General features: G+C 50.1%; 14 protein-coding genes. 11 read left to right on the top strand and 3 right to left on the bottom strand.

The features are described 5' to 3' along the window. The first annotated feature begins 3 nt into the window (after positions 1 to 3). Positions 4 to 1,707 carry an acyl-CoA dehydrogenase family protein gene (locus QZ310_RS00340; RefSeq protein ID WP_297069158.1) on the top strand — a complete coding sequence of 568 codons (1,704 nt, stop codon included), beginning with the start codon at positions 4 to 6 and terminating at the stop codon, positions 1,705 to 1,707. Positions 1,708 to 1,864: 157 nt separating this feature from the next. On the opposite strand, the gene QZ310_RS00335 is transcribed toward QZ310_RS00340, so the two are convergent. Then, positions 1,865 to 2,425 carry a Crp/Fnr family transcriptional regulator gene (locus QZ310_RS00335; protein ID WP_297069156.1) on the bottom strand — a complete coding sequence of 187 codons (561 nt, stop codon included), beginning with the start codon at positions 2,423 to 2,425 and terminating at the stop codon, positions 1,865 to 1,867. Between the two features lie 103 nt (positions 2,426 to 2,528). On the opposite strand from QZ310_RS00335, the gene QZ310_RS00330 reads away from it, so the two are divergent. Beyond that, a complete protein-coding gene (locus tag QZ310_RS00330; RefSeq protein ID WP_297069154.1) occupies positions 2,529 to 2,849 on the top strand; it encodes a multidrug efflux SMR transporter in 321 nt (106 codons plus the stop codon). A gap of 43 nt (positions 2,850 to 2,892) precedes the next feature. Further along, complete coding sequence (locus QZ310_RS00325) at positions 2,893 to 3,390, top strand: pyridoxamine 5'-phosphate oxidase family protein (RefSeq protein WP_297069152.1); 498 nt, start codon at positions 2,893 to 2,895, stop codon at positions 3,388 to 3,390. A 19-nt stretch (positions 3,391 to 3,409) separates the two neighbouring features. On the opposite strand, the gene sprA is transcribed toward QZ310_RS00325, so the two are convergent. Next, complete coding sequence (gene sprA / locus QZ310_RS00320; protein WP_297069150.1) at positions 3,410 to 10,804, bottom strand: cell surface protein SprA; 7,395 nt, start codon at positions 10,802 to 10,804, stop codon at positions 3,410 to 3,412. 150 nt (positions 10,805 to 10,954) lie between these two features. Then, entirely contained in the window at positions 10,955 to 11,548 is a 594-nt protein-coding gene (gene ruvA / locus QZ310_RS00315) for a Holliday junction branch migration protein RuvA (RefSeq protein WP_297069148.1), read from the bottom strand. A 120-nt stretch (positions 11,549 to 11,668) separates the two neighbouring features. Here ruvA and QZ310_RS00310 point away from each other — a divergent pair, with 120 nt between their 5' ends. The 8 genes from QZ310_RS00310 to QZ310_RS00275 all read left to right on the top strand — a co-directional run bounded on the left by QZ310_RS00310 (position 11,669) and on the right by QZ310_RS00275 (position 22,999). Next, the gene (locus tag QZ310_RS00310) at positions 11,669 to 12,358 is read left to right on the top strand and encodes an RluA family pseudouridine synthase (RefSeq protein ID WP_297069146.1); all 690 of its coding nucleotides are present in this window, start codon (positions 11,669 to 11,671) and stop codon (positions 12,356 to 12,358) included. Next, positions 12,348 to 13,211 (top strand): 1-acyl-sn-glycerol-3-phosphate acyltransferase, encoded by an 864-nt coding sequence (locus QZ310_RS00305; protein ID WP_297069143.1) that lies wholly within the window; start codon positions 12,348 to 12,350, stop codon positions 13,209 to 13,211. The genes QZ310_RS00310 and QZ310_RS00305 overlap by 11 nt, the downstream gene beginning before the upstream one ends. Positions 13,212 to 13,232: 21 nt before the next feature. Continuing rightward, complete coding sequence (locus tag QZ310_RS00300; RefSeq protein ID WP_297069141.1) at positions 13,233 to 14,189, top strand: GNAT family N-acetyltransferase; 957 nt, start codon at positions 13,233 to 13,235, stop codon at positions 14,187 to 14,189. An 85-nt stretch (positions 14,190 to 14,274) separates the two neighbouring features. Continuing rightward, positions 14,275 to 15,309 carry a UDP-glucose 4-epimerase GalE gene (gene galE, locus QZ310_RS00295; RefSeq protein ID WP_297069494.1) on the top strand — a complete coding sequence of 345 codons (1,035 nt, stop codon included), beginning with the start codon at positions 14,275 to 14,277 and terminating at the stop codon, positions 15,307 to 15,309. A gap of 334 nt (positions 15,310 to 15,643) precedes the next feature. After that, entirely contained in the window at positions 15,644 to 18,802 is a 3,159-nt protein-coding gene (locus QZ310_RS00290) for a SusC/RagA family TonB-linked outer membrane protein (protein ID WP_297069139.1), read from the top strand. 31 nt (positions 18,803 to 18,833) lie between these two features. After that, complete coding sequence (locus tag QZ310_RS00285; RefSeq protein WP_297069137.1) at positions 18,834 to 20,567, top strand: RagB/SusD family nutrient uptake outer membrane protein; 1,734 nt, start codon at positions 18,834 to 18,836, stop codon at positions 20,565 to 20,567. Positions 20,568 to 20,615: 48 nt separating this feature from the next. Continuing rightward, complete coding sequence (locus tag QZ310_RS00280) at positions 20,616 to 21,566, top strand: hypothetical protein (protein ID WP_297069135.1); 951 nt, start codon at positions 20,616 to 20,618, stop codon at positions 21,564 to 21,566. A gap of 20 nt (positions 21,567 to 21,586) precedes the next feature. After that, a complete protein-coding gene (locus QZ310_RS00275) occupies positions 21,587 to 22,999 on the top strand; it encodes a hypothetical protein (RefSeq protein WP_297069133.1) in 1,413 nt (470 codons plus the stop codon). Positions 23,000 to 24,009: the final 1,010 nt, after the last annotated feature.

Here is a 24,009-nt window from a genome sequence, read left to right as displayed (position 1 = left end):
GAAATGGCTAACTTTTATACAGATAATCCCGATCTCAAGCACCATCTGACCCATCCTCTGATGGAGAAGATCGTTGCCTTGAAAGAACGCAACTATACTGATGCCGAGAAGTTTGACTACGCACCTCTCGACTATGCCGATGCACAGGACAGCTATGACAAGGTCCTTGAAATCGTTGGCGAAATATGCGGTGACATCATCGCGCCCAATGCTGAGGATGTTGACCATCAGGGCCCCCGCGTGGAAAACGGACGCGTCATCTACGCCGATAAAACTAAAGAAAATCTTGATGCTTGCCGCAAGGCCGGTCTGATGGGTATGGCAATGCCCCGTCGTTTCGGTGGTCTCAACTTCCCCATCACTCCCTACATCATGGCTGCCGACATCGTAAGCCGTGCCGACACCGGATTCGAAAACCTCTGGGGTCTTCAGGACTGTGCCGAGACAATCTATGAATTTGCCGACGAGGAACAGAAAGCCAAATTCATTCCCCGTGTATGCAAGGGCGAGACAATGTCTATGGACCTTACCGAACCTGATGCCGGTTCCGACCTTCAGAGCGTCATGCTCAAAGCGACCGAACAACCCGACGGCACATGGCTGCTTAATGGTGTGAAGCGCTTCATCACCAACGGTGACAGCGACATCCATCTCGTGCTTGCCCGCTCCGAGGCCGGTACAAAGGACGGCCGTGGCCTCTCAATGTTCATCTACGACAAGAATGATGGTGGTGTAAATGTCCGCCGCATCGAAAACAAGATGGGTATCAAGGGTTCTCCGACTTGCGAGCTTACATATAAGAATGCCAAGGCTGTGCTTTGTGGCTCACGCCGTATGGGTCTCATCAAGTATGTGATGGCTCTCATGAATGGTGCCCGTCTCGGCATCGCGGCTCAAAGCGTAGGTGTCAGCGAGCTTGCCTACCGTGAGGCCCTCGCCTACGCCAAGGACCGCAAACAGTTCGGCAAGGCAATTATCGAGTTCCCCGCAGTCTATGAGATGCTTTCTGTAATGAAGGCCAAACTCGACGCTTCCCGTTCGCTCCTCTATGCCTGCGCCCGTTATGTCGACATCTACAAAATCTATGACGACCTCGCAAAAGAGCGCACTCTCGCTCCTGAAGAGCGTAAGGAATCGAAATACTACAGCCGTCTGGCCGATGCTCTCACTCCCCTTGCAAAAGGAATGGGTAGCGAGTATTGCAACCAGAACGCTTACGATTGTATCCAGATTCACGGTGGTTCAGGCTTCATGAAGGACTATGCCTGCGAACGCCTCTACCGCGACGCGCGCATCACTTCAATCTATGAAGGAACCACCCAGCTCCAGGTTGTCGCTGCAATCCGCCACGTCACCACAGGCACTTATCTCAATCTCATCAAGGAATACGCTTCTGAAGAGGTTAAGCCCGAACTGCAGGCCCTCAAAGACCGTCTCGCAGCAATGACAGAGCGCTATGCAAAAGCTGTTGAAACAGTCACCGCTGTTGACGACGCTGCTTACGGCGATTTCATGGCCCGTCGCCTTGTCGAAATGGCCGGTTGCATCGTCATGAGCTATCTGCTCCTTCTCGATGCCAACCGCAACGACAGCTTCAAGCGTTCGGCTGAAGTATATGCAAATCTCGCTCAGGCAGAAGTCACCAAACATTCCGACTTCATCGCTAACTTCAACCCTGCAGAGGTCGCCCTCTACAAAGTAGACTGATTCACGTTAGGCTGACATCGGATTATTTTTCCGATAGCCAACGATTGAACCAATACATTAATCTCCCGGTGCGTCATTTAAAACGCATCGGGAGATTTTTTCTTTCATTAAGTATTTGGAAGTCGGAATGGACCTGCATCAAAAGCGCGGGTCATCTTCATATTGAAGCCCGTATACGACTGAGGCTTACCGGTGTTAAGCCAAGGTATGACGCAAGGTATTCAAGAGGGATACGGTTCAGTAGCTCCGGATCTGTTTTCAGAAGTTCAAGATAGCGGAATTTTCCTGTTGTAAAAAGTTGTGGAATCAGACATTTTTCGGCTCTGAGAATCTCCCTTTCAGCAAATTTTCGTCCCCAATTGGAAAGATGGACATCCTTCTCATAAAGCGCATGGAGCGAGGCTGAAGAGATGCGGAATAAGACCGACGGTTCAATCGTCACGATGGATTCATAACCCGGTTTCAAATTGATGTAGCTTTCAAGTGACAGCGCGACTTCACCCTCACGTCCTATCCAAAACGTAATTTCCTTAGCGTCAGAACGCACATATCCTCTGACAATGCCCGATTTTATCAGATAGATGTATGGCTCAACGTGGCCACTCCTGATAAACTCAATGTTTTTATCAATAGTCACCTCCTCGACTTCCGCAGCAAGCATTGCAAATGATTTCTTCGGAAGAGCGTGGATATTGTTTATTATAGTCTCCAATTCCATATCGGCAAAATTAATAAATTATCAAATGATAAGGAAACGGTGGAATATAATCAGTAACTTCGCTGCCCGAAAAACAGGTAAAAACATAATAAGCGTATAAAACATGAACTGGATTATTCTGATTTTAGCCGGACTGATGGAAGTGGCTTTCACGTTCTGCCTCGGCAAGACAAAGGAGAGTACAGGGACAGAATCCTACTGGTGGTGGGGTGGTTTCATTGCCGCCTTGACGCTAAGCATGTATCTGATGGCCCGGGCATCACGGACAATTCCGCTTGGGACAGTCTATCCCGTCTGGACGGGAATAGGTGCGGTTGGAGCCGTCATTGTCGGCATACTTTTCTTCAATGAACCGGCCACCTTCCGCCGGATTTTTTTCATCACCACACTCATTGTTTCAATCATAGGATTAAAGATGAGTTGAGATTTTAGATACCATTGCTTAAAACCAAGAATAAGTAAAAGATATGAAAGATAAGATGCGGCGTTTCAAACAACTTCTGCCGGACAGCGAAACAAAATCGATTCTCAACACAGCGACCAACGGTATTCTCTCGCTCACAGGCCCCGACGGTACGCCCTACGGTGTGCCTCTGAGTTTCGTCTACGATGGTGGTAGCGCTATCTATTTCCATTCCGCCCGCAACGGCTACAAGATGGAGTGTATCGAGGCTGATAGCCGATGCTCATTCTGTGTCGTAGGGCAAGACATGATTGTTGCGGATGAATTCACATCCTACTTCCGAAGTGTGATTGCAGAGGGGCGCATCAATGTTGTCACTGAAGAAACAGAAATCAGAAAAGGCCTTGATCTGCTGTGTGAGAAATACTCGCCCGGCGTTGATTCCACGGATGAAATTAACAAATGTCTCAATCATGTGGCTGTCCTCCGGCTCGACATAATCCGCATGACCGGCAAGGAAGCCATAGAACTTGTCAGAATGCGGGAAAAGAAAAAGGATTAGACATACATCCTTTTCCGACTTATCTGGCAAGCGAGAGATTGATATTAAATCCGAATGAAGTGTTGGTGGTCGGATAGGAGGTCGAGGAGACAATGGGAGTGTTGACCTGATGGTCGAAGTATGCTCCAAGAGTAAGACGGCGTGACATGACGTAGGATGCGGTGAAATTCAGAGTCAGCGAACGTGTGCCGGAGGTTGCCTGAGTGTAGGCTGTCTCGATGCGGCGTATTAGCGCCTGAGTTTCCGCAAAGTTGAAGTCGGCATTAAGGGTAAGGTCATTGGAGATACCACGGCCCGAACCTTTCATCTTTAGCACTGTATTGAAGCCGATGATTTTGTAGCCGAGGCCGAAGGTCATGCCGCGCTGATTCGCTTCCACAATCTGTCCGGCAGAAGTATTCAGCGTCAGTGTGCGCGAATCGCGGTATTCAGCGGAAAGTGTGAGGTCGTTTTTCAGTGTCACAGCAGCACCGATAAGCGGTGCGAATTTTTCGGTTATGGCTACCGACGAAATATTGTAGGGCGATGTCGGAATGGGATTGCCTGTGAGCTCGTCAACGGTAAAACCAAGGTCGCCGTCATTGGCACTCATCCAGTTCAGATACGACGAATAGGAACCCACGGAGTAGGTACACTGATAGGCATGGCTGAGTGTGAACGCCTTGAAAATATTGCGGAGGTTGCCGATGTAGAGCAAACCGTCGTAAGTCACTCGCCAGTTCGGAAGAGCGTTGGCAAATGAGGGGAATGGAGTGAGGTATTGTTTCTTTGCATCGGTTCCGGTGTATGCCGCAAGGAAGGCCGGAATCAGAATGTCGGAACTTGTCGGGCTGACATCTCCAACCTCAGGATTGAAAGGATTTCCGGCATTGACATTACCCTCCATGAAACCACCCATCGGGTAGTTCAATCCGGCATATTCTCCGCGCACACGCTCGGTAATCACGGGAATGTTGGCGAGGAACTGATTGAAAGCCTCGGACTCATAACCATTATCCGCCTTGAAATGCTTCATGGCACTCTTCAAAGCCACATGGGTCTTCGTATATGAACCGGCAAGGGATGTCGGCATGTTGTCATACATGAATTGAGTCGAACGGGTACGGTTGTCAGTGCGGTTGGTTGTCAGCATGATTTTCAATCCGCGTATGGGTTCGAGGGTCAATTCTATGTTCAGTTCATTCGTGCGTGAGAATATCGCAGGCGAGGTCTGACCGTCGTCAGTGATGAGCCATCCGCGGCGGAGAGCCTTGTTGATGTAATCCTCCCCTGCAAAGCCGAAGGCAAAGTCAAGGCCGGGCGACATCGGGCCATAGCTGCGGGACTGACCGAACACATTGCCTATGTCGGGACGGAAGAGCGGAAGCGAAAGCGATTGGGTGGAACGGAAACGCACTGCGGCGGAACGCGGCGACATGAGCAGACGTGTGCCGTACTCCCCGATTTCCTTCCAGAGCGACTTATCCTCCTTCAAGATTTCTTCGACGGTAAATTTGATATTCTCCTCTCCACGGTTAAAGATAGTGATGTTGTTGACATCGACAACCTTGTGGGTCACGCGGAACGGTTTACCATCAACGGTAGTAGCCGTCACCTTCACCTTTGCATTGCGGAGATTGTGACGGATGTTGAGCGTGGTATCGGGGCGCAGTGCGTATGTGCGTTCAAATTTCTTGGGCTTCTTTGCCTTAGCGGTTGTACGGCGCGCCTGGAAACGCTGGTTGACTTTTTTCGTGTAGCTCCACTTGTTGTAGAGAGTCTCGAAATTGAGACGGCCATCCATATTCCATGAAGCCTGATTAGCGATGGAATTACCCATCTGCACTCCGTCCACTTCAGCACCACGGTCCCAACGATAGGTAGAATTATAGGAAGCATTACCGGTGAGCCAGTCAAGGACAGGAATACGACTGAATGGCGCACGGTAGGTCACCACGAAGCTCTGGTTGTAGCTCCACGGAGTGCCGAGGCGGAAAATGCTCTGCATGACGGTGTCCTTCCATTCCTTATACTTGTCGGGGAAAAGCTTGCGGTTAACCGCTCCGATAGGCTCGTCAATGCGGGCAGAGGTATTGCTGTTAAAGTTGACTGAAAGTGATTTCGTCAGGTTCCAGCTTAGAGCAAGCTGACGGTCCCAGATAAAATTCTTGCTCACCGACACGGGAAGCTGGAAGTCAACGTCGGTCTCCGAGCGGGTCTGAAGCTCGTAGTAGTAACGAGACATTGTCGTGAGGAAGGATATATTTGTCGGGAGATAATTAAATTCCCATTCCTTCAAGAATTTCGCATGTTTTGATTTGCTCTTGATGAAGCTGAACGGACGGAGACCCTTGACGTATGGAGTATAGGAATACTGGAATGAGCCACGATAGTCGTTGGTATTCTCATATTCAGTGGTCGGGTCTGTCTTTGACTGTTTATTGAACGAGAAGTTAAACGTGAAGTTGGCGGGATCCCACGGCATGGGATTCTTGGATTTCACATCGAATTTAAGTCCCGAAATAGAGAAACTCTTGACGGTGTTGTTCTCAACAGCAAAAGCACGGATTGAATCCTTCTGTGCCTCAGTCGTACAGGCATCCAATGCATCCTTCAACTTCACATCCTGATCGAGAGGATTGTATTTCGGTGTGATGCGCTCCTTCGACACCGAATAGTAAATCGGCGCACGAAGCTTGACCTTTTCCGGAAGAAAACGTCCGGCATCAACCTGCATGGCGAAGTTATACTGCTCATAGTCGTCCATACGACGGGCGTTGAGCGATTGGTCGACAGAACCGAAACCGGCAGTCTCGATATGAGCGCCGACATTGAGAGTGGCGATGTCGGAAACACCTATATTCATATTAGCCTTTGCCGCCCATCCTCCTTCACTGTCAAAGTCGGTTACTTTAAGCTCGTTCAACCACACGGTGGCATCCTTGGTGGTAGATGCGTTGTTGCGCACACCGACAAGCATCACTCTGATGTCGCTGAGTGACGGATTGCCCATGACGGCCATGCGGTTGCGCTCGTTTTCCGGATCGCGACCGGTATAGAGAGTTCCGAATCCGACACCGGGCTGCTGCTCATTTTTGGCACGGTTGCGATCTTTCTTCAGATTGACAAGATTCTGAAGCTCGAAATCCATGTAGTTGCTGCGCGGCCAAACGATGTTGCGGTCCGCACCATCCTCACCGTATTGTCCCGCGGGAGTCAGTTCAAGCGGAATTTCATATTCATAGAAGTTGCTGCGCACATCAGATCCGAGGCGGATGAACACTGACACCTCACCCGAACGGAGGTTTGTCATGTCGTCAATAAGTTTTTCAGCATGAACCCACATCTGCATACGCTTGTAGTTGCGCAAGTCGAGCTGAGTATTGCGGTAGACACCTCGACCGTCGCCGGGCTGAAGGTCTGTTACCTTCAACGACATTGACTGCTCGTTGAGCTGCACAATCTGCTGCTGACCCGGATCTGTGATTCGGGTGACACCGGGAGGAAGGACATAGTTGACCGGCTCACGTTTGGAGTTCTCCTCAATGTTCACTACCGACACGTCGAGCTGTCCCTCGGCGGGAGCATCGCCACGGGTATTGAGATTGAACAGATAGGGACGCCAATCGCCTTTGACAAGTTCGAATGTAGCAAAACGCAGATGAGTAGGCGCCTTGAAGCCTGTCATGAACAATCGGGCAAAACGGATGGTGGAGAAGTCGGTGATATTGCCGACTACCTTCTCATAGTCACTCAAAGGTATCTTGAACTGATACCACACCATCTCCTGCTGCGAACCGTCGCTGTTGGGGACGAGGGTCACCTGCTTGTCTGTGATATAGTTCTTTCCGACAACGAGGTCTTCCGGACGGATAGAGACCTTGTATTGGAAATAGCGCTCATATTCATTGAGTGTGTTATCCTGATTTATATCCTCGACATCAGGGAGCGCACGCGAGGATTGATAGAGAGGGTCAGGCGCATCCTCCGGAGAGAGCGAGTTGCCTTCGACACCATTGTAACGCTTGTAGCGTTCGAGCACACCCAAACGCTGCTCGTCATAATCATATCCACGGAAGAAGTGGTAGTTATCGCCCGCCGGGTCATTGAATGGAGAGAAAGCGTCGGCCTGCATACGCTCGATGGCCACAGGTGAGAGTTTCGTGCGGAGACGATCAAGATAATCGGCGTAGGAGGAAAATCCGAACTCATCCTCGTTGATGAGTCCGTCGAGACCCACGTCCTGCGGCAAACGCGAATTCGTATTATTGTCGAAAGCATACGTCAAGGAGTTCTGTGTAGAGACGCGGCCCCAGTTCGTTGTCTGAAGGAACTGGTCATCACCATCGACAGGAATACCGTTTTCATAACTCTTGAGACCATCCTTCAGAATGTCTTCAGATATTTCACCGAAATTCAAATACAGGTCACCGCCCGAAAGGTTATCGTTTTCGGGGTCAAGGAAGGGAGAGAGCATCCAGAACTGGACATATTCAATGTTGGAAGCATCGAAATTGGTATTGTCCATCTTGCGCATGATGCCACCCCAACGGCGTTCGGGATGCAGAAGATTGCCCTGGTCGTCAATGTCTGTAGCATCAAGGTTATAAGGACCGCGCTCTGTGGGATAGAACGAGAGATTCAGTGTCTGAATAGTGTTGGCCTCTCCGTAGGTCTGCTGACGGCCGGGGAAAACCTCGTAGGTGTAAATCTCGCGGACGTAAGGATTGTTGAGCTGCTTCTGGTCACTCTTTATATATCCGGGACAGAGGGAAGAGTTGCGGGCAGTGAACATTCGGTCGATGAAATACCAGTTTAGCAACGCACGGTTCTTTCCGTAGGCGACATCGTTGGAAAGCGCAGCTTCGGGGAAAAGCGCATCGCCCGAAGGATCGGAAGGAGTTGAGGCAAGGAACCAGGAATAAGGCGAACGGAGATCTATGCCATACTGCGCAGACTCGAAATCGTCGATATAGGATGAGCCCTTGTTGCTTCCGCTCTTCTGCTTGTGAGGGATGAGATTGGCAAATTCTGCCTGCAAGCTGAGTGTCGACGGCTGGATGGCGTTGACTGTCGGAATCTTGTTGAGGAGATTTGTGAGCCACATGAAGCGGGTGTTATACTGCATGTTGAGGCCCCAAATGGTATTGTTGACAACCTCGTCACCGATATTGACCTTCTCCGTTATTGATTTCTCGGAAAAATGCATGATTGTGGCTCCGAGATTGAAATCTTTGTTGAACTGATAGTTCAGGTCAAGGCCGAGAAGGGTTTTCCGCTGCAACGAATACTGGGATTGATCTTCGAGCGAGACATTGATGCTCTGACCCGAGTCGATGATGCTTTGGTTGGTGATAGTGACAACACCCATCGCATAGTCCACGGTGTAATCACTGTTCTCCGTCAACACGACGCCTCCGGCAGTAACCACGACAGAACCTCTGGGAACATTGATAGCATTCAGACGGATTTGCGAACCGCCTCCTGACGACTGATAACGACCTGTAAGGATAAACTTGTTCTTGTCAGCAAACTGGCGGGCTACAACAAGTGTCGAATCATAAAGTTCCTTATAGAGGTAAGGTTCGGCGACAGTCAGATTGCCGATCTTACGCTCCAGATTAGTGCCGAAAGGCTCGACAACAGGAAAGATAATCTTACCCTGGTTTGCAAGGACGGTATAACCCTCGATAAAGTCAAAGAAACCGTCAGGATTTGAAGCTTCGTTCGAGTCGATGCGGTCAAGGTTCATGACCTGCAGAAGCGGGACATTGGAGATGGAGGGAACAGGCAGATAGTTGATTTCCGTACCCGTCGTGTCGCTGAGATACTTGATATTCAAGCGGAAGTTCTGCTTCTGAATCATCGAGGCACCAAGCGAATAGACGTTTTTCATCATGAGATCCCACATCGGCAGCTTCGGAGCCACAGTGGTCGATTTCAGCATTTTCAGATACAGCGACTGGTCAGTCGACGTAATATCGGCCGAGAATTCACCCACCTGATAGACCTTACCGTTATATGTATACTCGTAAGCGACACCGAGAACCTCATCGGCCGCAAGCGCGCTTTTGAGCGAGATGTAGCCGAGAGTCGGGTTGAGGGTATATTCCGATGACGAGAGCAGACGCGCTGACTCTACCTTCTCATAATCAATTCCACCTTCAATACCGTAGGCATTGAGAGGAGAGAGAGCCTGGGTGACCGAGTTGATATTTCGCGCACCGGGATAGTCCTCCTTAATGACTGAAAGCAGATTGTTTGAAAGGTTCGACGGCTGAGCGTATGCCGGATTTGTCTGCCAGTAGTTGCTGGCAGTATGACTGCTTTCGCCAAGGTCCATGAAGGCGACAAAGTTACGGCTTTGGTCGAAACGGGAGTTGCGGTTGGTAATCCACACTTCGATGCGCGTAATCTGTATGCCTGATGACACAAACGGAAGTCGCGAGGCGAACGTGTCGTAGTTATCGCGGAAATAGTGACCGAGGAAGAAGTGGCGGTTAGCATCGTAGTTGTCGGCCTTGATGGAGAAATCCGTGGTCTGCGCGCCACCTTTGGAGCTGACGGAAGTGATCTGCGAATTCTGCTGTGAGACAAGAGCCGTAGCAGTCAGCTTGCCGAACTGGAGCTTGGTCTTCATACCGAAAAGAGCCGAGCTGCCACGGATGAGAGATGAGCCGGTCGTCATTGAAACATTACCTGCTTCAATCGACTTCACGATGTCGTCCTCCTTCCCTTCGTAGGCAAGTTTGAGGTTTTTCGAGTCGAAGTCAAATGTGGCATCCGTATTGTAGGTCATATTGAACTTCATACGGTCACCTACGGAAGCTGCTACCGTGGCTTGTATCTTCTGGTCGAAATCAAAATAGGTCTTTCTTCGTGAATCGAGCGACAGAGCCGGATTGTCGGTCTTGTTGCTCTTGACACCCATCGAGATATTCACCGAGCCCTGTGTCTTCAACTGCACGCCGCCGGGTCCGAAAATCTTTTCGAGCGGACCGAGGGCGAAATTCATGTCGAGGATGTTGAACGGTTCCTTGTCTGGCTTCGTCATAGCCTCGGAATTGCGCAGGTTGAAATACTGCTGCATCTGCTTGCGCGTCTGCCAGCGGTTGTATTGTTCCGGAGTGAGATAGAAGGGAGTCGTGATGTCGTAGTCACCAAGTTTGGTGCGGATGACGTAGTAACCCAACTGCGGATCAAACTCGGCGACAGTCGATATGTTTGACGGTGTCGAGAGATCGGCGGCAAGTTCCTGCTGCATCAGGTCCTCGTAGGTCTGCGGAATCGGACGACTGACCGGGAAAGGGATTGTGACCGAGTCGGTTTTTCCTCCCGGAGCAGGGGCAGGAATGACAGGTGCGGGGGGATTGAAATCGGGTGTGATGCTCTGCGAAAAGGCAAAAAAAGTACCCGTCGCCGTTACGGTGACCATACCGGCGAAGAGTGAAGCGTAAATGAATATGTCGCGCCGTCTTTTCAGGGCTGTTTAAAGCTAAAACAATGATGAACTATCCATGGGAGAAAACCGGGCGGCAACTCCCCTATCAATCCATAAGTCCGGCCACAGCCCATTCGGAGGGGCCTACATCATGCTCAGCGCTTTCTTTATGGCGGTCTCGACCTTGATGGCCGGATCGGCATCGAAAATCCTCTTCAACACCTTCTGCGACTGCTGGCGTACGAAACCGAGTGCGGTGAGGGCTGCAAGAGCCTCCTCGTAGACCTCGCTGTAGGGGCTTGATGCGTCGGACTGTAAAGATAACGTTGCATCAGTCGGTTTTATTTTATCCTTGAGGTCAACTATTATGCGCTGGGCCGTTTTCACCCCGATTCCCTTGACGTTCTTCAGCCTTGAATGGTCACCTGAAGTAATCACGGCTTGTAGGTCAGTGACAGGAATTGACGACAGGATAAGCAATGCCGTCCCCGGGCCGACACCCGACACACCTATCAGCAGACGGAACATCTCACGCTCCTCCGCTTTGATAAAGCCGTAGAGAAGATGCGCATCCTCACGTATCACCTCATGGAGAAGCACTTTCAGTTCTCCCGACGAGCGCTGGATTTCCTCGAAAGAGGCAAGGGAAATGTTGACAAGATAACCGATCGAGTTGACCTCAATCACGGCATAAGTCGGAGTTAGCTCAGTGGCTATACCTTTTATATATTCAAGCATCCGGAATAGTTGTATTGACTGGATTATGTTTGTTTAGATTTCACAAATTTACTCTATTATTTCCAATTTAGACCAAAAACAGCTAATTTTGTGTCTATAATCAGGAATAAAAATTTTGTCATGCAAGTTGTTTACGAAGACAACCACCTTATTATAATAAATAAGGCCCCGGGAGAGATAGTCCAGGGAGACAAGACAGGCGACGAACCGCTTGTCGAGACAGTCAAGAAATGGCTGAAAGAAAAATACGACAAACCCGGCAACGTGTTTTGCGGTGTGGTCCATCGCTTGGATCGCCCTGTCGGTGGTCTTGTCGTGTTTGCCAAAACCTCGAAGGCTCTCGCCCGCCTCAATGACATGTTCCGTAACGGTGAAGTCGAGAAGACTTATTGGGCTCTGAGCCGCAACATGCCCGAACCGCCCGAAGGACGGCTCGTCCACTTCATCACCACCACCGAACGCAACAACAAGAGCTATGCGTCGCTCACTGAAAAGAAAGGCTCCAAACGTGCCGCTCTCACCTACCGTCTGCTCGGAAGCTCCGACCGCTACCATCTGATAGAGGTAAAACTTGAGACAGGACGCAAGCATCAGATACGCGTGCAGCTCTCGGCCATCGGCTGCCCCATCAAAGGCGACTTGAAGTATGGCGACAAGCGCAGCAATCCCGACGGGTCGATTTCTCTCATGGCCCGGCGCATACGTTTCACTCACCCCGTTTCCGGCAAGGAAATCGACGTGACTGCCCCGCTCCCCTCCGATCCTCTCTGGCAGGCATTCGACAAAATCGAAGTGCAGGATGGAGAATAAGCCACAACCGATGCGGATTGACATCAACGCAGTGTTGCGTCAGCGCGCGTCCGCTTACTACAAATTCATTCCCCGCTTCCTCATCAAAGCCCTCGAACGTACCATCTGTCAGGATGGACTTAACCGGCTGCTCACCCACAATGCCGACAAGGTCGGAGTGGATTTCTGCCGTGGCGTGGTGGAGGACCTGGGTGTCACCTACCGTGTTCACGGTTCGCTTCCGGTTGATGATACGCGCGTCATCATCGTCTCCAACCATCCCCTCGGCGGACTCGACGGAATGGTGCTTGCCACGATGGTTTCCGAACTCTACGGCGGACGCAAGGATGTGAAATTCGTGGTCAACGACCTTCTGACTTTCGTTGAGCCTCTGCGCCCGATTTTTCTCGGCGTGAACAAACACGGAAAACAGTCACGCGAAGCCGCCGCCAGACTCGACGAGGCATTCGAAAGCGATGCTCCCATAGTCATGTTTCCCGCAGGACTCGTATCCCGAAAAGGTGACGACGGAACCATCGCAGACCTCAAATGGAACAAAATGGTCATCAACAAAGCCATTTTGTCACGCAGAAACATAATTCCCTTGCATTTTGGTGGTGAGAATTCCCCGTTTTTTTATAAATTTGCACGTCTAAGGACTCGTCTTGGATTGAAATTCAACATCGAGATGGTCAGACTGCCACGCGAAGTGTTTGAAAGCGCGGGCAAAACCTTCGACATCCACATAGGAAAACCGATTCCATGGGAAACTTTCCACGGGGGCAAAGATGCAGCAAACGAAGCCTCAGCCCTGCGCGAAGAAGTCTACCGTCTTGCTTCTCTCCGGCACTCCGACCGATCCTCAAAACGATAAAACAACCCGCAACTCTGATTCATGACCGAAAAGATAATCGACCCTATTGACAGCGCTCTCATCGAAGCGGAGCTGACGCGCGACAAATTCTTGCGCGAGACTAACAAAGGAAACAATGAAATCTACGTCGTCGACGGCCGCGAGTGTCCCTCGACGATGCGCGAGATCGGACGTCTGCGCGAACTCGCCTTCCGCGCAGCCGGAGGCGGCACGGGCAAGGAGTGCGACATCGACGAATTCGACCTCATGGAGCCGCCATGCCGTCAGCTCATAGTCTGGGATCCGGAGTCTAAACTGATACTCGGGGGCTACCGTTTCATCATCGGGCGCGACATACGCTTCGACGACCGGGGGCGTCCGAGAATCGCCACCGCCCACATGTTTGATTTCTCCGAACGCTTCGTCAAGGAATATCTGCCAAACACAATCGAGCTTGGACGTTCGTTTGTCAGACTCGAATACCAGTCATCGCGCGCAGGAGCCAAAGCCATCTTCGCGCTCGACAACCTCTGGGACGGTTTGGGAGCACTCACCGTGGTCTATCCCGAAATCAAATATCTTTTCGGAAAGATGACCATGTATCCCAGCTACCACCGCGAATGTCGCGACATGATTCTCTATTTCCTCCACAAGCATTTCCCCGACACCGAAGAGCTTGTCCGCCCCATCAAACCTTGCGCAACAAGCATCGACGAAGAAGCTATGGGCCGTCTCTTCACCGAAAGCTGCTTCAAGGAGGACTATAAAATTCTCAACCACGCCGTGCGTGAATTCGGATTCAACATCCCCCCGCTTGTCAATTCCTACATGAGCCTTTCGCCGACAATGAAAATGTTTGGCACAGCCATCAACGATGAATTCGGCGATGTCGAGGAGAGCGGCATATTCTTTGCCATATCCGACATCTTCGAGGAGAAAAAGCAGCGACACATCGGCTCCTACCATCCGCTTCCGGATGCCGAACGGACTCTCTCATGACACACTGCGCCCCAGCAAGCGCACGACACACCATATAATATAATACAAAACTCAATCTATATTTAACCACAACCAACGAAACCTTATCATGGACAGGATTTTAGTGACAGGCGGTACAGGCTATATCGGTTCCCACACCGTTGTCGAACTGCAGAATGCAGGCTATTCAGTCGTTATCATCGACGACCTTTCCAATTCAAACCGTGATGTGCTTGACGGAATCGAACGCATCACCGGTATACGTCCCGACTTTGTGGAAGGCGATTGCACCGACATCGAAACCTTGCGCAAACTCTTCGCCGACTACCCCGGCATCAAGGGTATAATAAATTTCGCAGCCTCAAAGGCTGTCGGCGAAAGTATGCAGAAACCGATTCTGTATTACCGCAACAACCTCAACACCCTCCTCAACCTTCTCGATCTGATGGCTCCCAACGATGTGAAGGGCATCGTGTTCTCTTCATCATGCACCGTCTACGGCGAGCCTGATGTGAACCCCGTCACTGAACAGTCGCCCATCAAGAAGGCCACTTCGCCTTACGGCAACACCAAGCAGATTTCCGAGGAAATCATCACCGATGTCATCAATGCAGGCGCACCGTTCAAGAGTGTAATCCTCCGCTACTTCAATCCTGTAGGTGCCCATCCGTCGGCAGAAATCGGCGAACTCCCCAACGGTGTTCCGCAGAACCTCATCCCCTACCTCACCCAGACCGCAATCGGCATCCGCAAGGAACTCAGCGTTTTCGGCGATGACTACAACACACCTGACGGCTCATGCATCCGCGATTACATCAATGTCGTGGACCTCGCCAAAGCCCATGTGATTGCCGTGAAACGTATGCTCGAAGACAAGAGCGACGACAAAATCGAAATCTTCAACCTCGGAACCGGCAACGGAGTCTCCGTACTCGAACTCATCAACACTTTCGAAGAAGCTACCGGCGTGAAAGTTCCCCACAAAATTGTAGGGCGTCGTGCAGGCGACATCGAGAAAGTCTGGGCCGACCCCACCTACGCAAACGAAGTCCTCGGCTGGAAAGCCACATCAACCCTTGCCGACACCATGCGCTCTGCATGGGCATGGCAGTGCAAACTCCGCGAGAGAGGCATAATGTAAAAGACGAACTTAAGATTAATTGAAATAAAGGGAAAAACCACCGTCCTGTCGATAAAATCAACGACATGGCGGTGGTTTTCCTTTATATGAAGCAAATTTGTTAACGCATGTTAAACACACAAATATATCAGCAAACACTGTCTTATTGCTACAAAACATTATAAATTTCGCCATTTTTATTAGAATTTATCCACGATTTAATAAATGTTTTGCTATATTTGCAATATTAAACATGCTTCACGCGAAGCCGCGATGGCCGCCGTGACATGTCTATAGTTAGAAAAGAGACAATCAAATTTATATTATTCACTATTCTTGTTCTATGAGAAAAATTATGCTGATTTTAGTATTCCTGACGGCCATCGCCGGGAATGCTTACGCGCAACTCACGCGCGTGTCGGGACAAGTGTTATCCGCAGGTGACGACCAACCGATCATCGGTGCTACCGTCAGGGTCCAAGGGACCATGAACGCCACAGCCACCGATGCTGACGGAAAGTTTACGCTTACGGATCTCAAAGCGTCCGACAAAAATCTTGAAGTTTCATACATCGGTTATGAAACTGCGATCGTACCCATCAAGCCTGACGTGAAAATCTATCTCAACGTCTCCTCCGAGATGATGGACGAGGTTATCGTTGTGGCCTTCGGCAAGCAGAAAAGGGAGGCCTTCACCGGATCAGCCTCAGTCGTTTCAGCCGATGAGATCATGCGTCAGCAGGTGACCAACCCTATCCAGGCCCTCAACGGAACTGTGTCGGGTCTCAACATGCTTGAGACAAACTCATTCAATTCCGACCCGGCCATCACAATCCGTGGCATCGGCTCGCTCAACGCATCCACCGCCCCGCTCATTGTGCTCGACGGCCTCCCCTACAACGGATATTGGAACGACATCAACCCTGCCGACATTGCCAACATCACCGTGCTTAAGGATGCCGCATCCAACGCACTCTACGGTGCGCGCGGTGCCAACGGTGTCATCCTCATCACCTCAAAAAGTGCGGAGCGCGGAAAAACCAAAGTCTCCTTCAACGCAAAATGGGGTGCGAACACCGACGGCCGCGTCAAATATGATATCATCGACAATGCTGGTGAATATTATGAAGCCCACTATCTCGCACTCAAGAACTATTATGTCAATGACCGTGGCCAGAATATGGCTCTCGCCCACATCAATGCCAACAATACCCTCGGCGCTCCCTACACCGAAGGAGGTCTCGGCTACATGGTCTACAGCGTTCCGCAGAATCAGCTCCTCATCGGAGAGAACGGCAAAATCAACCCCAATGCCACTCTCGGCAATCGTGTGGCCTACGGAGATCAGATCTACACCCTCTATCCCGACGATTGGACAGACGCAGGTCTGCGCACCGGTTTCCGTCAGGAGTACAACCTGAATCTTTCAGGTGGCAATGACAAGTTCACCTTCTACGGCAGCCTCGGCTACCTTGACGAAGAAGGCATCGCCTACAACAACGACATCGAGCGCTACACCGCCCGCCTGAAAGCCGACTATACCGCTTTCCCCTTCCTCCGTGTCGGCATGAGCTCAGCCTTCAACCACACCACGACCAACGCCATGGGCAAAGTGTTCAACACACTCACTGATGTCGCTCCAATCTATCCCCTCTTCATCCGCGACATGAACGGCAACATCATGCGCGATTCAAGAGGTAGAATGTATGACTACGGCAACGGTGACAATGCCGGTCTCGTGCGTCCGGTGGATGCCAGCGGCAACTACATCCAGGAGGACCTTCTCGACCAGAGCCGCAACGTCAGCAATGCATTCAACATGCAGGGCTACGCGACATTCGATTTCCTCAACGACTTCCACTTCACAGCAAACGCAAGCGTTTATGTGACTGAAAACCGCATCAACACCGCTTATAATCCATACTATGGATTCACCCAGTCGACCGGTGGTTCCACAAGCGTGTCCCACTATCGCACAATCGACAGCAACTATCAGCAGCTCCTCAACTACAGCAAAAACATCGGAGCCCATTCGATTGATGTCCTCCTCGGCCATGAATATTCCCGCAATTCGCAGACCTCGCTTTACGGCTCACGCAACAAAATGGCCATTTTCCCCACAAACAAGGAACTTGACGGGGCCATCATTGATGCCGGCATGGGCAGTGATGTCAGCGACTACAACGTCGAAGGTTATTTCCTCCGCGCACAGTATGACTATGAAAGCCGCTACTTCGCATCGGGTTCTTTCCGTCGCGACGGTTCTTCCAACTTCCATCCCGATCACCGCTGGGGCAACTTCTGGTCGGTTGGCGGCGCATGGATCATGAGCAAGGAAGAATGGTTCCCGAAAAACTGGTGGCTCAACATGATTAAGGTGAAACTTTCCTACGGTGAACAGGGCAACGACGGTATCGGCAGCTTCCGATATGTCAACACCTACAACATCTCCAGCTCAAACGGTAATGTCGCCTTCGTATTCAATGCCAAGGGCAACGAAAACATTACTTGGGAAACCGTCAGCAGCCTCAATGCCGGTCTCGAATTCGAGCTGTTCAACAGCCGCCTCAACGGTGGTCTTGAATTCTACAACCGTAACACCCGCGACATGCTCATGTGGTTCTCCACTCCTCCGTCACTCGGCTATTCCGGTTACTACGACAATATCGGCGACATGCGCAACACAGGTATCGAACTTGAGCTCAATGCCGACATCATCACCTCGCGCGACATCACCTGGAGCGTAGGTATGAATCTTACCTGGGAAAAGAACCGCGTCACAAAACTGCCTCTTGACAAGCGACTTCTCGAAGTTGGCGGTTACGGAGGCTATCAGGACGGCGACCTCTTCTATGGTGAAGGTCTTCCGGTCAACACCTGGTATCTCCCCCGCTTTGCAGGCCTGAACGAGAACGGCGAATCTCTCTTCTACCGCACGAACTCGACAACAGGCGAAATGGAGGCAACCACCAACTACGAAACAGCCGACCGCTACCTCTGCGGAACAGCTCTCCCGACCGTATTCGGTGGATTCAACACAACCGTCAAAGCTTTCGGTTTCGATCTCAGCGCGCAGTTCAACTACTCTATCGGAGGAAAGAAGTATGACAGCACATACGCCGCTCTCATGACTCCTCCCTACAGCACTCTTACCGGCAAGCAGCTCCATCGCGACGTGTTCAATTCATGGTCTCCTGAAAATCCCGATTCAAATATACCCCGCTTCCAGTACAACGACCAGTACACCTGTTCTTCCTCAGACCGTTTCCTCACGGATGCGAGCTACCTTGGCCTCCGCAGCATCAACCTCGGCTACACTCTCCCCGATGTCCTCGTGAGAAAAATAGGCATGTCGAAACTCAGAATTTACTGTCAGGCTGAGAACGTCTACTACTGGACCAAGCGACAGGGATTCGACCCCCGCATGGGCACCCTCTACGGCAATTATAATTCCGACTCCGGCTATTCGTTCCCGATGCGCACACTCTCCGGCGGTCTGTCCGTAGAATTCTAACAATCATCCGTTAATTTTAAAATCCATATAGATGAACAAACATATCAAATATATGATGCTGGCTTTGGCTGTCGCCCCGGCTTTGACTTCGTGTCTGGATGAATTCACTCCGACAAACGGCGTGACGCAGGACCAGGTCAACAACGCCGACAAGAGCGGATTGTCAAGCGCAGTGTCGGCCTACATGACCTACGTTTACGGTATCTATACATACGACATCGGCATGGCAGCGTGTGGAATCTACCGTGATGCCATGACTTGCGATTTCCCTATTTATGACCCTGCCTACGACTACTACAGCTATGTCGGCCTGACAACCACCCTGGGATCGACCTACGCTTCACAATACTTCTTCTGGGAGCGCTACTATGCCCTTATCCAGAAGACGAATCTTGTGATTGCAGCAATCAACGATGATAATGAAGAAGACTATGTCTATGCCGCTGACGCTCTTGCCTACCGCGCCTCGACATATCTCGACATGGCCCGTTGGTATGAGTATCAGAACACCGGAATTTCCGCGCTCGACCAGGAAGCTGAAGCAGCCGGTGTGATAGGACTGACAGTGCCCATCGTCACTGAAAAGACGACTGAGGCAGAAGCCCGAAATAATCCCCGCGCGCCATTCTATAAGATGTACAGATTCATTCTTGATGACCTCAACCGCGCAGAGACCTATATGAAGGGACAGACCGCACTTGCTTCCAAATCCGAAGCTGACCTCGGTGTCATCTACGGTCTCAAGGCCCGCCTGTGGCTCTATCTCGGCACTCGTTTCGACCTTCATCCGCAAGATCTCGCAACAGCAATCTCACACGAGAATGACAATGACATTCCCTACACTCAATTCGGAGTTAGCGATGCCAAGGAATGTTTCATGAACGCTGCCACCTACGCACGTCTTGCCATCAATCAAGGCTACTCCCCCGTGACCGAGACCCAGTGGTTCGACCCGACAACAGGATTCAACAGCGTCAACGCTGCATGGATGTGGGCAATCATCATCACGACTGACAATGAACTTGCCACCTCCTACACCTGGCAGTCGTTCGTCTCCTACATGTGTCCAGAGGCCACATACGGAGTCGCGTCTTCCGACTACAATGCCTACCGCATGATCGACGTGAATCTCTTCAAGGAAATCCCCGATGCCGACTGGCGTAAAACCACATGGATTGCCCCGGGCGACGTAGCCGATGAGAATGCGTTCAACACCAAGTATGCGCGCGGAACCTCCATGGGCTTCAACGAGTGGAAGAACTACAACGCTTATTGCGGAATGAAGTTCCACCCCAATGGCGGAGACCGCAACGCATCCACTACAGGAAATGCGGTCAGCATTCCCTTGATGCGCGTGGAGGAAATGTATTTTATCGAAGCTGAAGCCACAGGCCGTGCCTACGGCGATGCTGCAGGCCGCCAGCTCCTCGAAACTTTCATGAACACCTACCGCTACAAGGATGGATCATACAAGAGCACCGGTGCCGGTCTCTATGGATTCATTGACGATGTATTCACTCAGAAACGTATCGAATTCTGGGGTGAGGGCCTTATCCTTTGGGACTACCGCCGACTCGAACGCCAGATTCTGAGAGGCTACACCGGAACCAACTGGCCCACGCTCTACCGCTACAATTCGCTTCCCAATGCCGTCGCACCCTGGACCACCATGTGTCTCCCGGAACTTGAAAGGGACTACAACTCTGCAATCCTCCTCAATCCGGATCCGTCTCACGGCCCGTACTACAGTCTCTGGGAAGAATAGGCGAACTTTCAGTAATAAAACCATAAACTTAAAAAGTTTACATCAATCATGAAATTAAAATTCAATATAGTCCTTGCGACCTTGGCTGCCGGAATTGTCATGGCCTCATGTTCCGACTCCTCGGATTGGACCCCCGGGCCACAGGACACGGAAATCGGCGTGAGTGCCTATTTCCCGCCTCAAAGCACTTATAATTTCATATTCAGCTCGGACTCTGACGCCGCCGATCGGGAAATGACGGTGACAGTGAAACGTGTCAACACCGCGTCGGCAATCTCTCTGCCGGTGACCCTGTCGACATCCGTCGCAGGCTTCACCGCTCCGGCGACAGTCGATTTCGAAGCCGGACAGGAAAGCGCAGAGTTCTCCATCAGCTGTGCCGACATTCCGCAGGGTGCATTTCAGGATGTGACCCTTATACTCCCTGCCGATGAAAGCGATATTTACGGTCCCGGTGTCACCTCTCTGGTACTCTCGGCAATCATATCTGACTGGGATCTGATTTCCGACAATGTGACCTATTATTACTACGACGGCAACAATGCGGAGATGTATCCCTCGACCACCGGCGAGATGTATTATCTCAAAGGCTCCAACATGTTTAAGGTAACCGATTTCTACGGTTCCGGTCTGGATATGCCCTTCACAGCCAATACCCCTGACCAGACTCTGTTCATGCCGACCTCCAACCTCATAACATACGCGGACTATTATCCGGGATATGAGGACACATATCAAAGCTGGTACATCTACGACAGTGCCACCGAGTCGTGGCCGGAATGGACTCCCGGAGGAAATCCCAATGCTGTCGGTGTGAGCTATGCCCTCTTCTACGGCACAACGGAATTCAGCAGCATAAACATGATTTATGACAGTTCCACACTCTATGGCTACGGCAGCAACACCATTGACCTTCAGTTATCCGATGATTCATACGCCTGGGGTTACTGGCAGTATGATTTCAATCTGAAATACAATCCATTTGCAGCTACTGAATAAACATGCAAAACAGACTAATCATGAAATTAAACAGAATACTACCTATTGCACTCTTCACCCTCATCGCCGCAGGTTTCACATCCTGCAGCGATGACGATACAGTGCTTCAGGAATTGAATTCACCCTCAGTAAGCACGACCTTACAGACATTCAATTCACTCACATTTGAATGGGACAAGGTGGAGAATGCCGTGCAATACGGCTATCAGCTCCTTGACCCGTCAGGCAACGTTGTTTCGACCGGTACGACCAACGCAACAACCGCCACCCTGACCGATCTGCAATATGCCACCACCTATACCCTCAATGTATGGGCATTTGCAGCGATGAACAGTGATTTCACAACGGCTCCCACCGTAACCCTCACCGCGACCACCGCTCCGCTCACCAAGCTGGCCACACCGACAGTTTCACTTGCCACCTCAGGCAGCACAAACACCTTCAGTTGGGAGGCCGTCGACCATGCGGAATCCTACACCTACGAGGTCTCGCTTGACGGAGAGGTGATACGCACGGCAAGCATAACCTCCACTTCAATCGCAATCCGCGGACTTGAAAAAGGTGACTATAAATTCCACGTCAAAGCCACCACAACCGAAGAGGGTTTCGAGAATGGAGACTACTCTGAAGAAATCGATTTCAGCGTTGAACGCATGATTGCATGGCAGGTCACCGGCACCTATTATTCCTATTCTCTCAACAAGAGCTGGGATGCCGTCATGGTTGCATACGACGACGGTTCATACACCATTCAGGCATGGTATGGCGTCGAGGGATATAACCTCGATTTCAGCATCAACAAGAGTGATGCCGACGGTTCATTCCAAGTGCTCAACGGAACGTATGACGACAACACCTGGCTCTACGGAGTTCCCACCGGTTTGAGCGACTATCCGGAAGTCAATATCTATCGTTGGTACGAATATTCCTATATGGATGGCAACTCCACTTCAGGCATTGTCAACATCAACCACCTTTGGGGAGAATATTATGTCAATGACACCTTCACATGGGAAGCTGCAAAGCTCAACATTGATGATCTCGTCGGTACATATAATAACACAATCTCATATTCCTCCTATGATGATAGTACAGGCGACTGGGCGTATTACTCATACAACGATTGGGTTGCTACTATTGAGAAAGTTGATAATACCACAATTACTATCGACGGCCTGCTATGGACTGACTGCCCCCTCACGGCAAATGTGGACCTCAACAATAGGACCATTACTTTTCCTATTCAGGATTACGCAGGATGGTACACTTTTGCCCTTAACGACTGGACAAACTTCGAACCGACAAGCCCTGTCATTGGCACCATCAATGGCGACGGCTCAATTGAATTGTCGGGCTTCTGCTATTGGTACTACAACGGATCATGGTGGACCCAGTATCTCGACAGCGCAAATGCGAAATTGACGAAGAATTAAAGCTCGCATAACCACTAAAAATAAAATCTCTGCAATCGTCCCGGACATATCGACCGGACTATTGCAGAGATTTTTTATACCCATGCACGTCGATAATTCTTATATACCCACGCACGTCGATAATAAAGACAACAATAGCACCAATAGGACGGAGGCAATCCTAAAATCCCGTTTATGTGCGATGAAAAGAGATACAAACCGACAAAATATAACGAAGAGATACAAACGAACAAAATAGACAGTAGTGTCCTACGGACACTGATTTTTTTCGTAACCCGGCACATACGGAGCGAAGCGGAGATGTGCCGGGACATGTATGCTCTCGTATATATGGTGTCCGGTAGGACACCGATTTACCAATTTAAAGCCCATTATAGCAGCATTATTTAAGCGTACCTGCATTTCAATCAATAATTCTACACAAACACACGCCTTTCTAAACCATTTTTCAGTTAACCAACCTTTCATAAGTGAAACAAAGTTTAAATTCCAAATATTTATAGTGAATTTATGTTAAGATAAAGAAATTTTTATTCCAATGACTTGTTATATCAATGAACATCAAGAGGATGAAGGCATTCAAATAGCCATTATTTACATTTTGACTCAAATTTTTATCGGAATCTCTCTATTTGCAATTGCAATTACAACCATCGCCACCGATAAGTTGCATTTACAAAACATCAATTTGCAAATTCAAATCAAATATTCAATTACAAATTCAATCTCCGATAATTCACAATTCGTAATTGTAAATTCTACAATTCAACTTTACAACCTACAAATCTAAATTCAGAATTGCCACCCATCATCCTCAAATCCACATCACAATTTGCTTTTACAGATTGCAAACACAATAAATTGCAATTCCTAATTCCACATCAAAACATAGCATTAATATTTTTTATGTTTTATGATAAAATATTGATTATCAGTACATACATAAAATTAATTTAAATAACAACTTTATACTAAATCCCTCCATCACGCCGATATTACACATTATTTAA

It is taken from the genome of uncultured Duncaniella sp. (assembly GCF_910577345.1).
Classification (GTDB): domain Bacteria; phylum Bacteroidota; class Bacteroidia; order Bacteroidales; family Muribaculaceae; genus Duncaniella.
The sequence above is the reverse complement of the archived record's forward strand: the minus strand, read 5'-3'. Positions and strand labels throughout refer to the sequence as shown.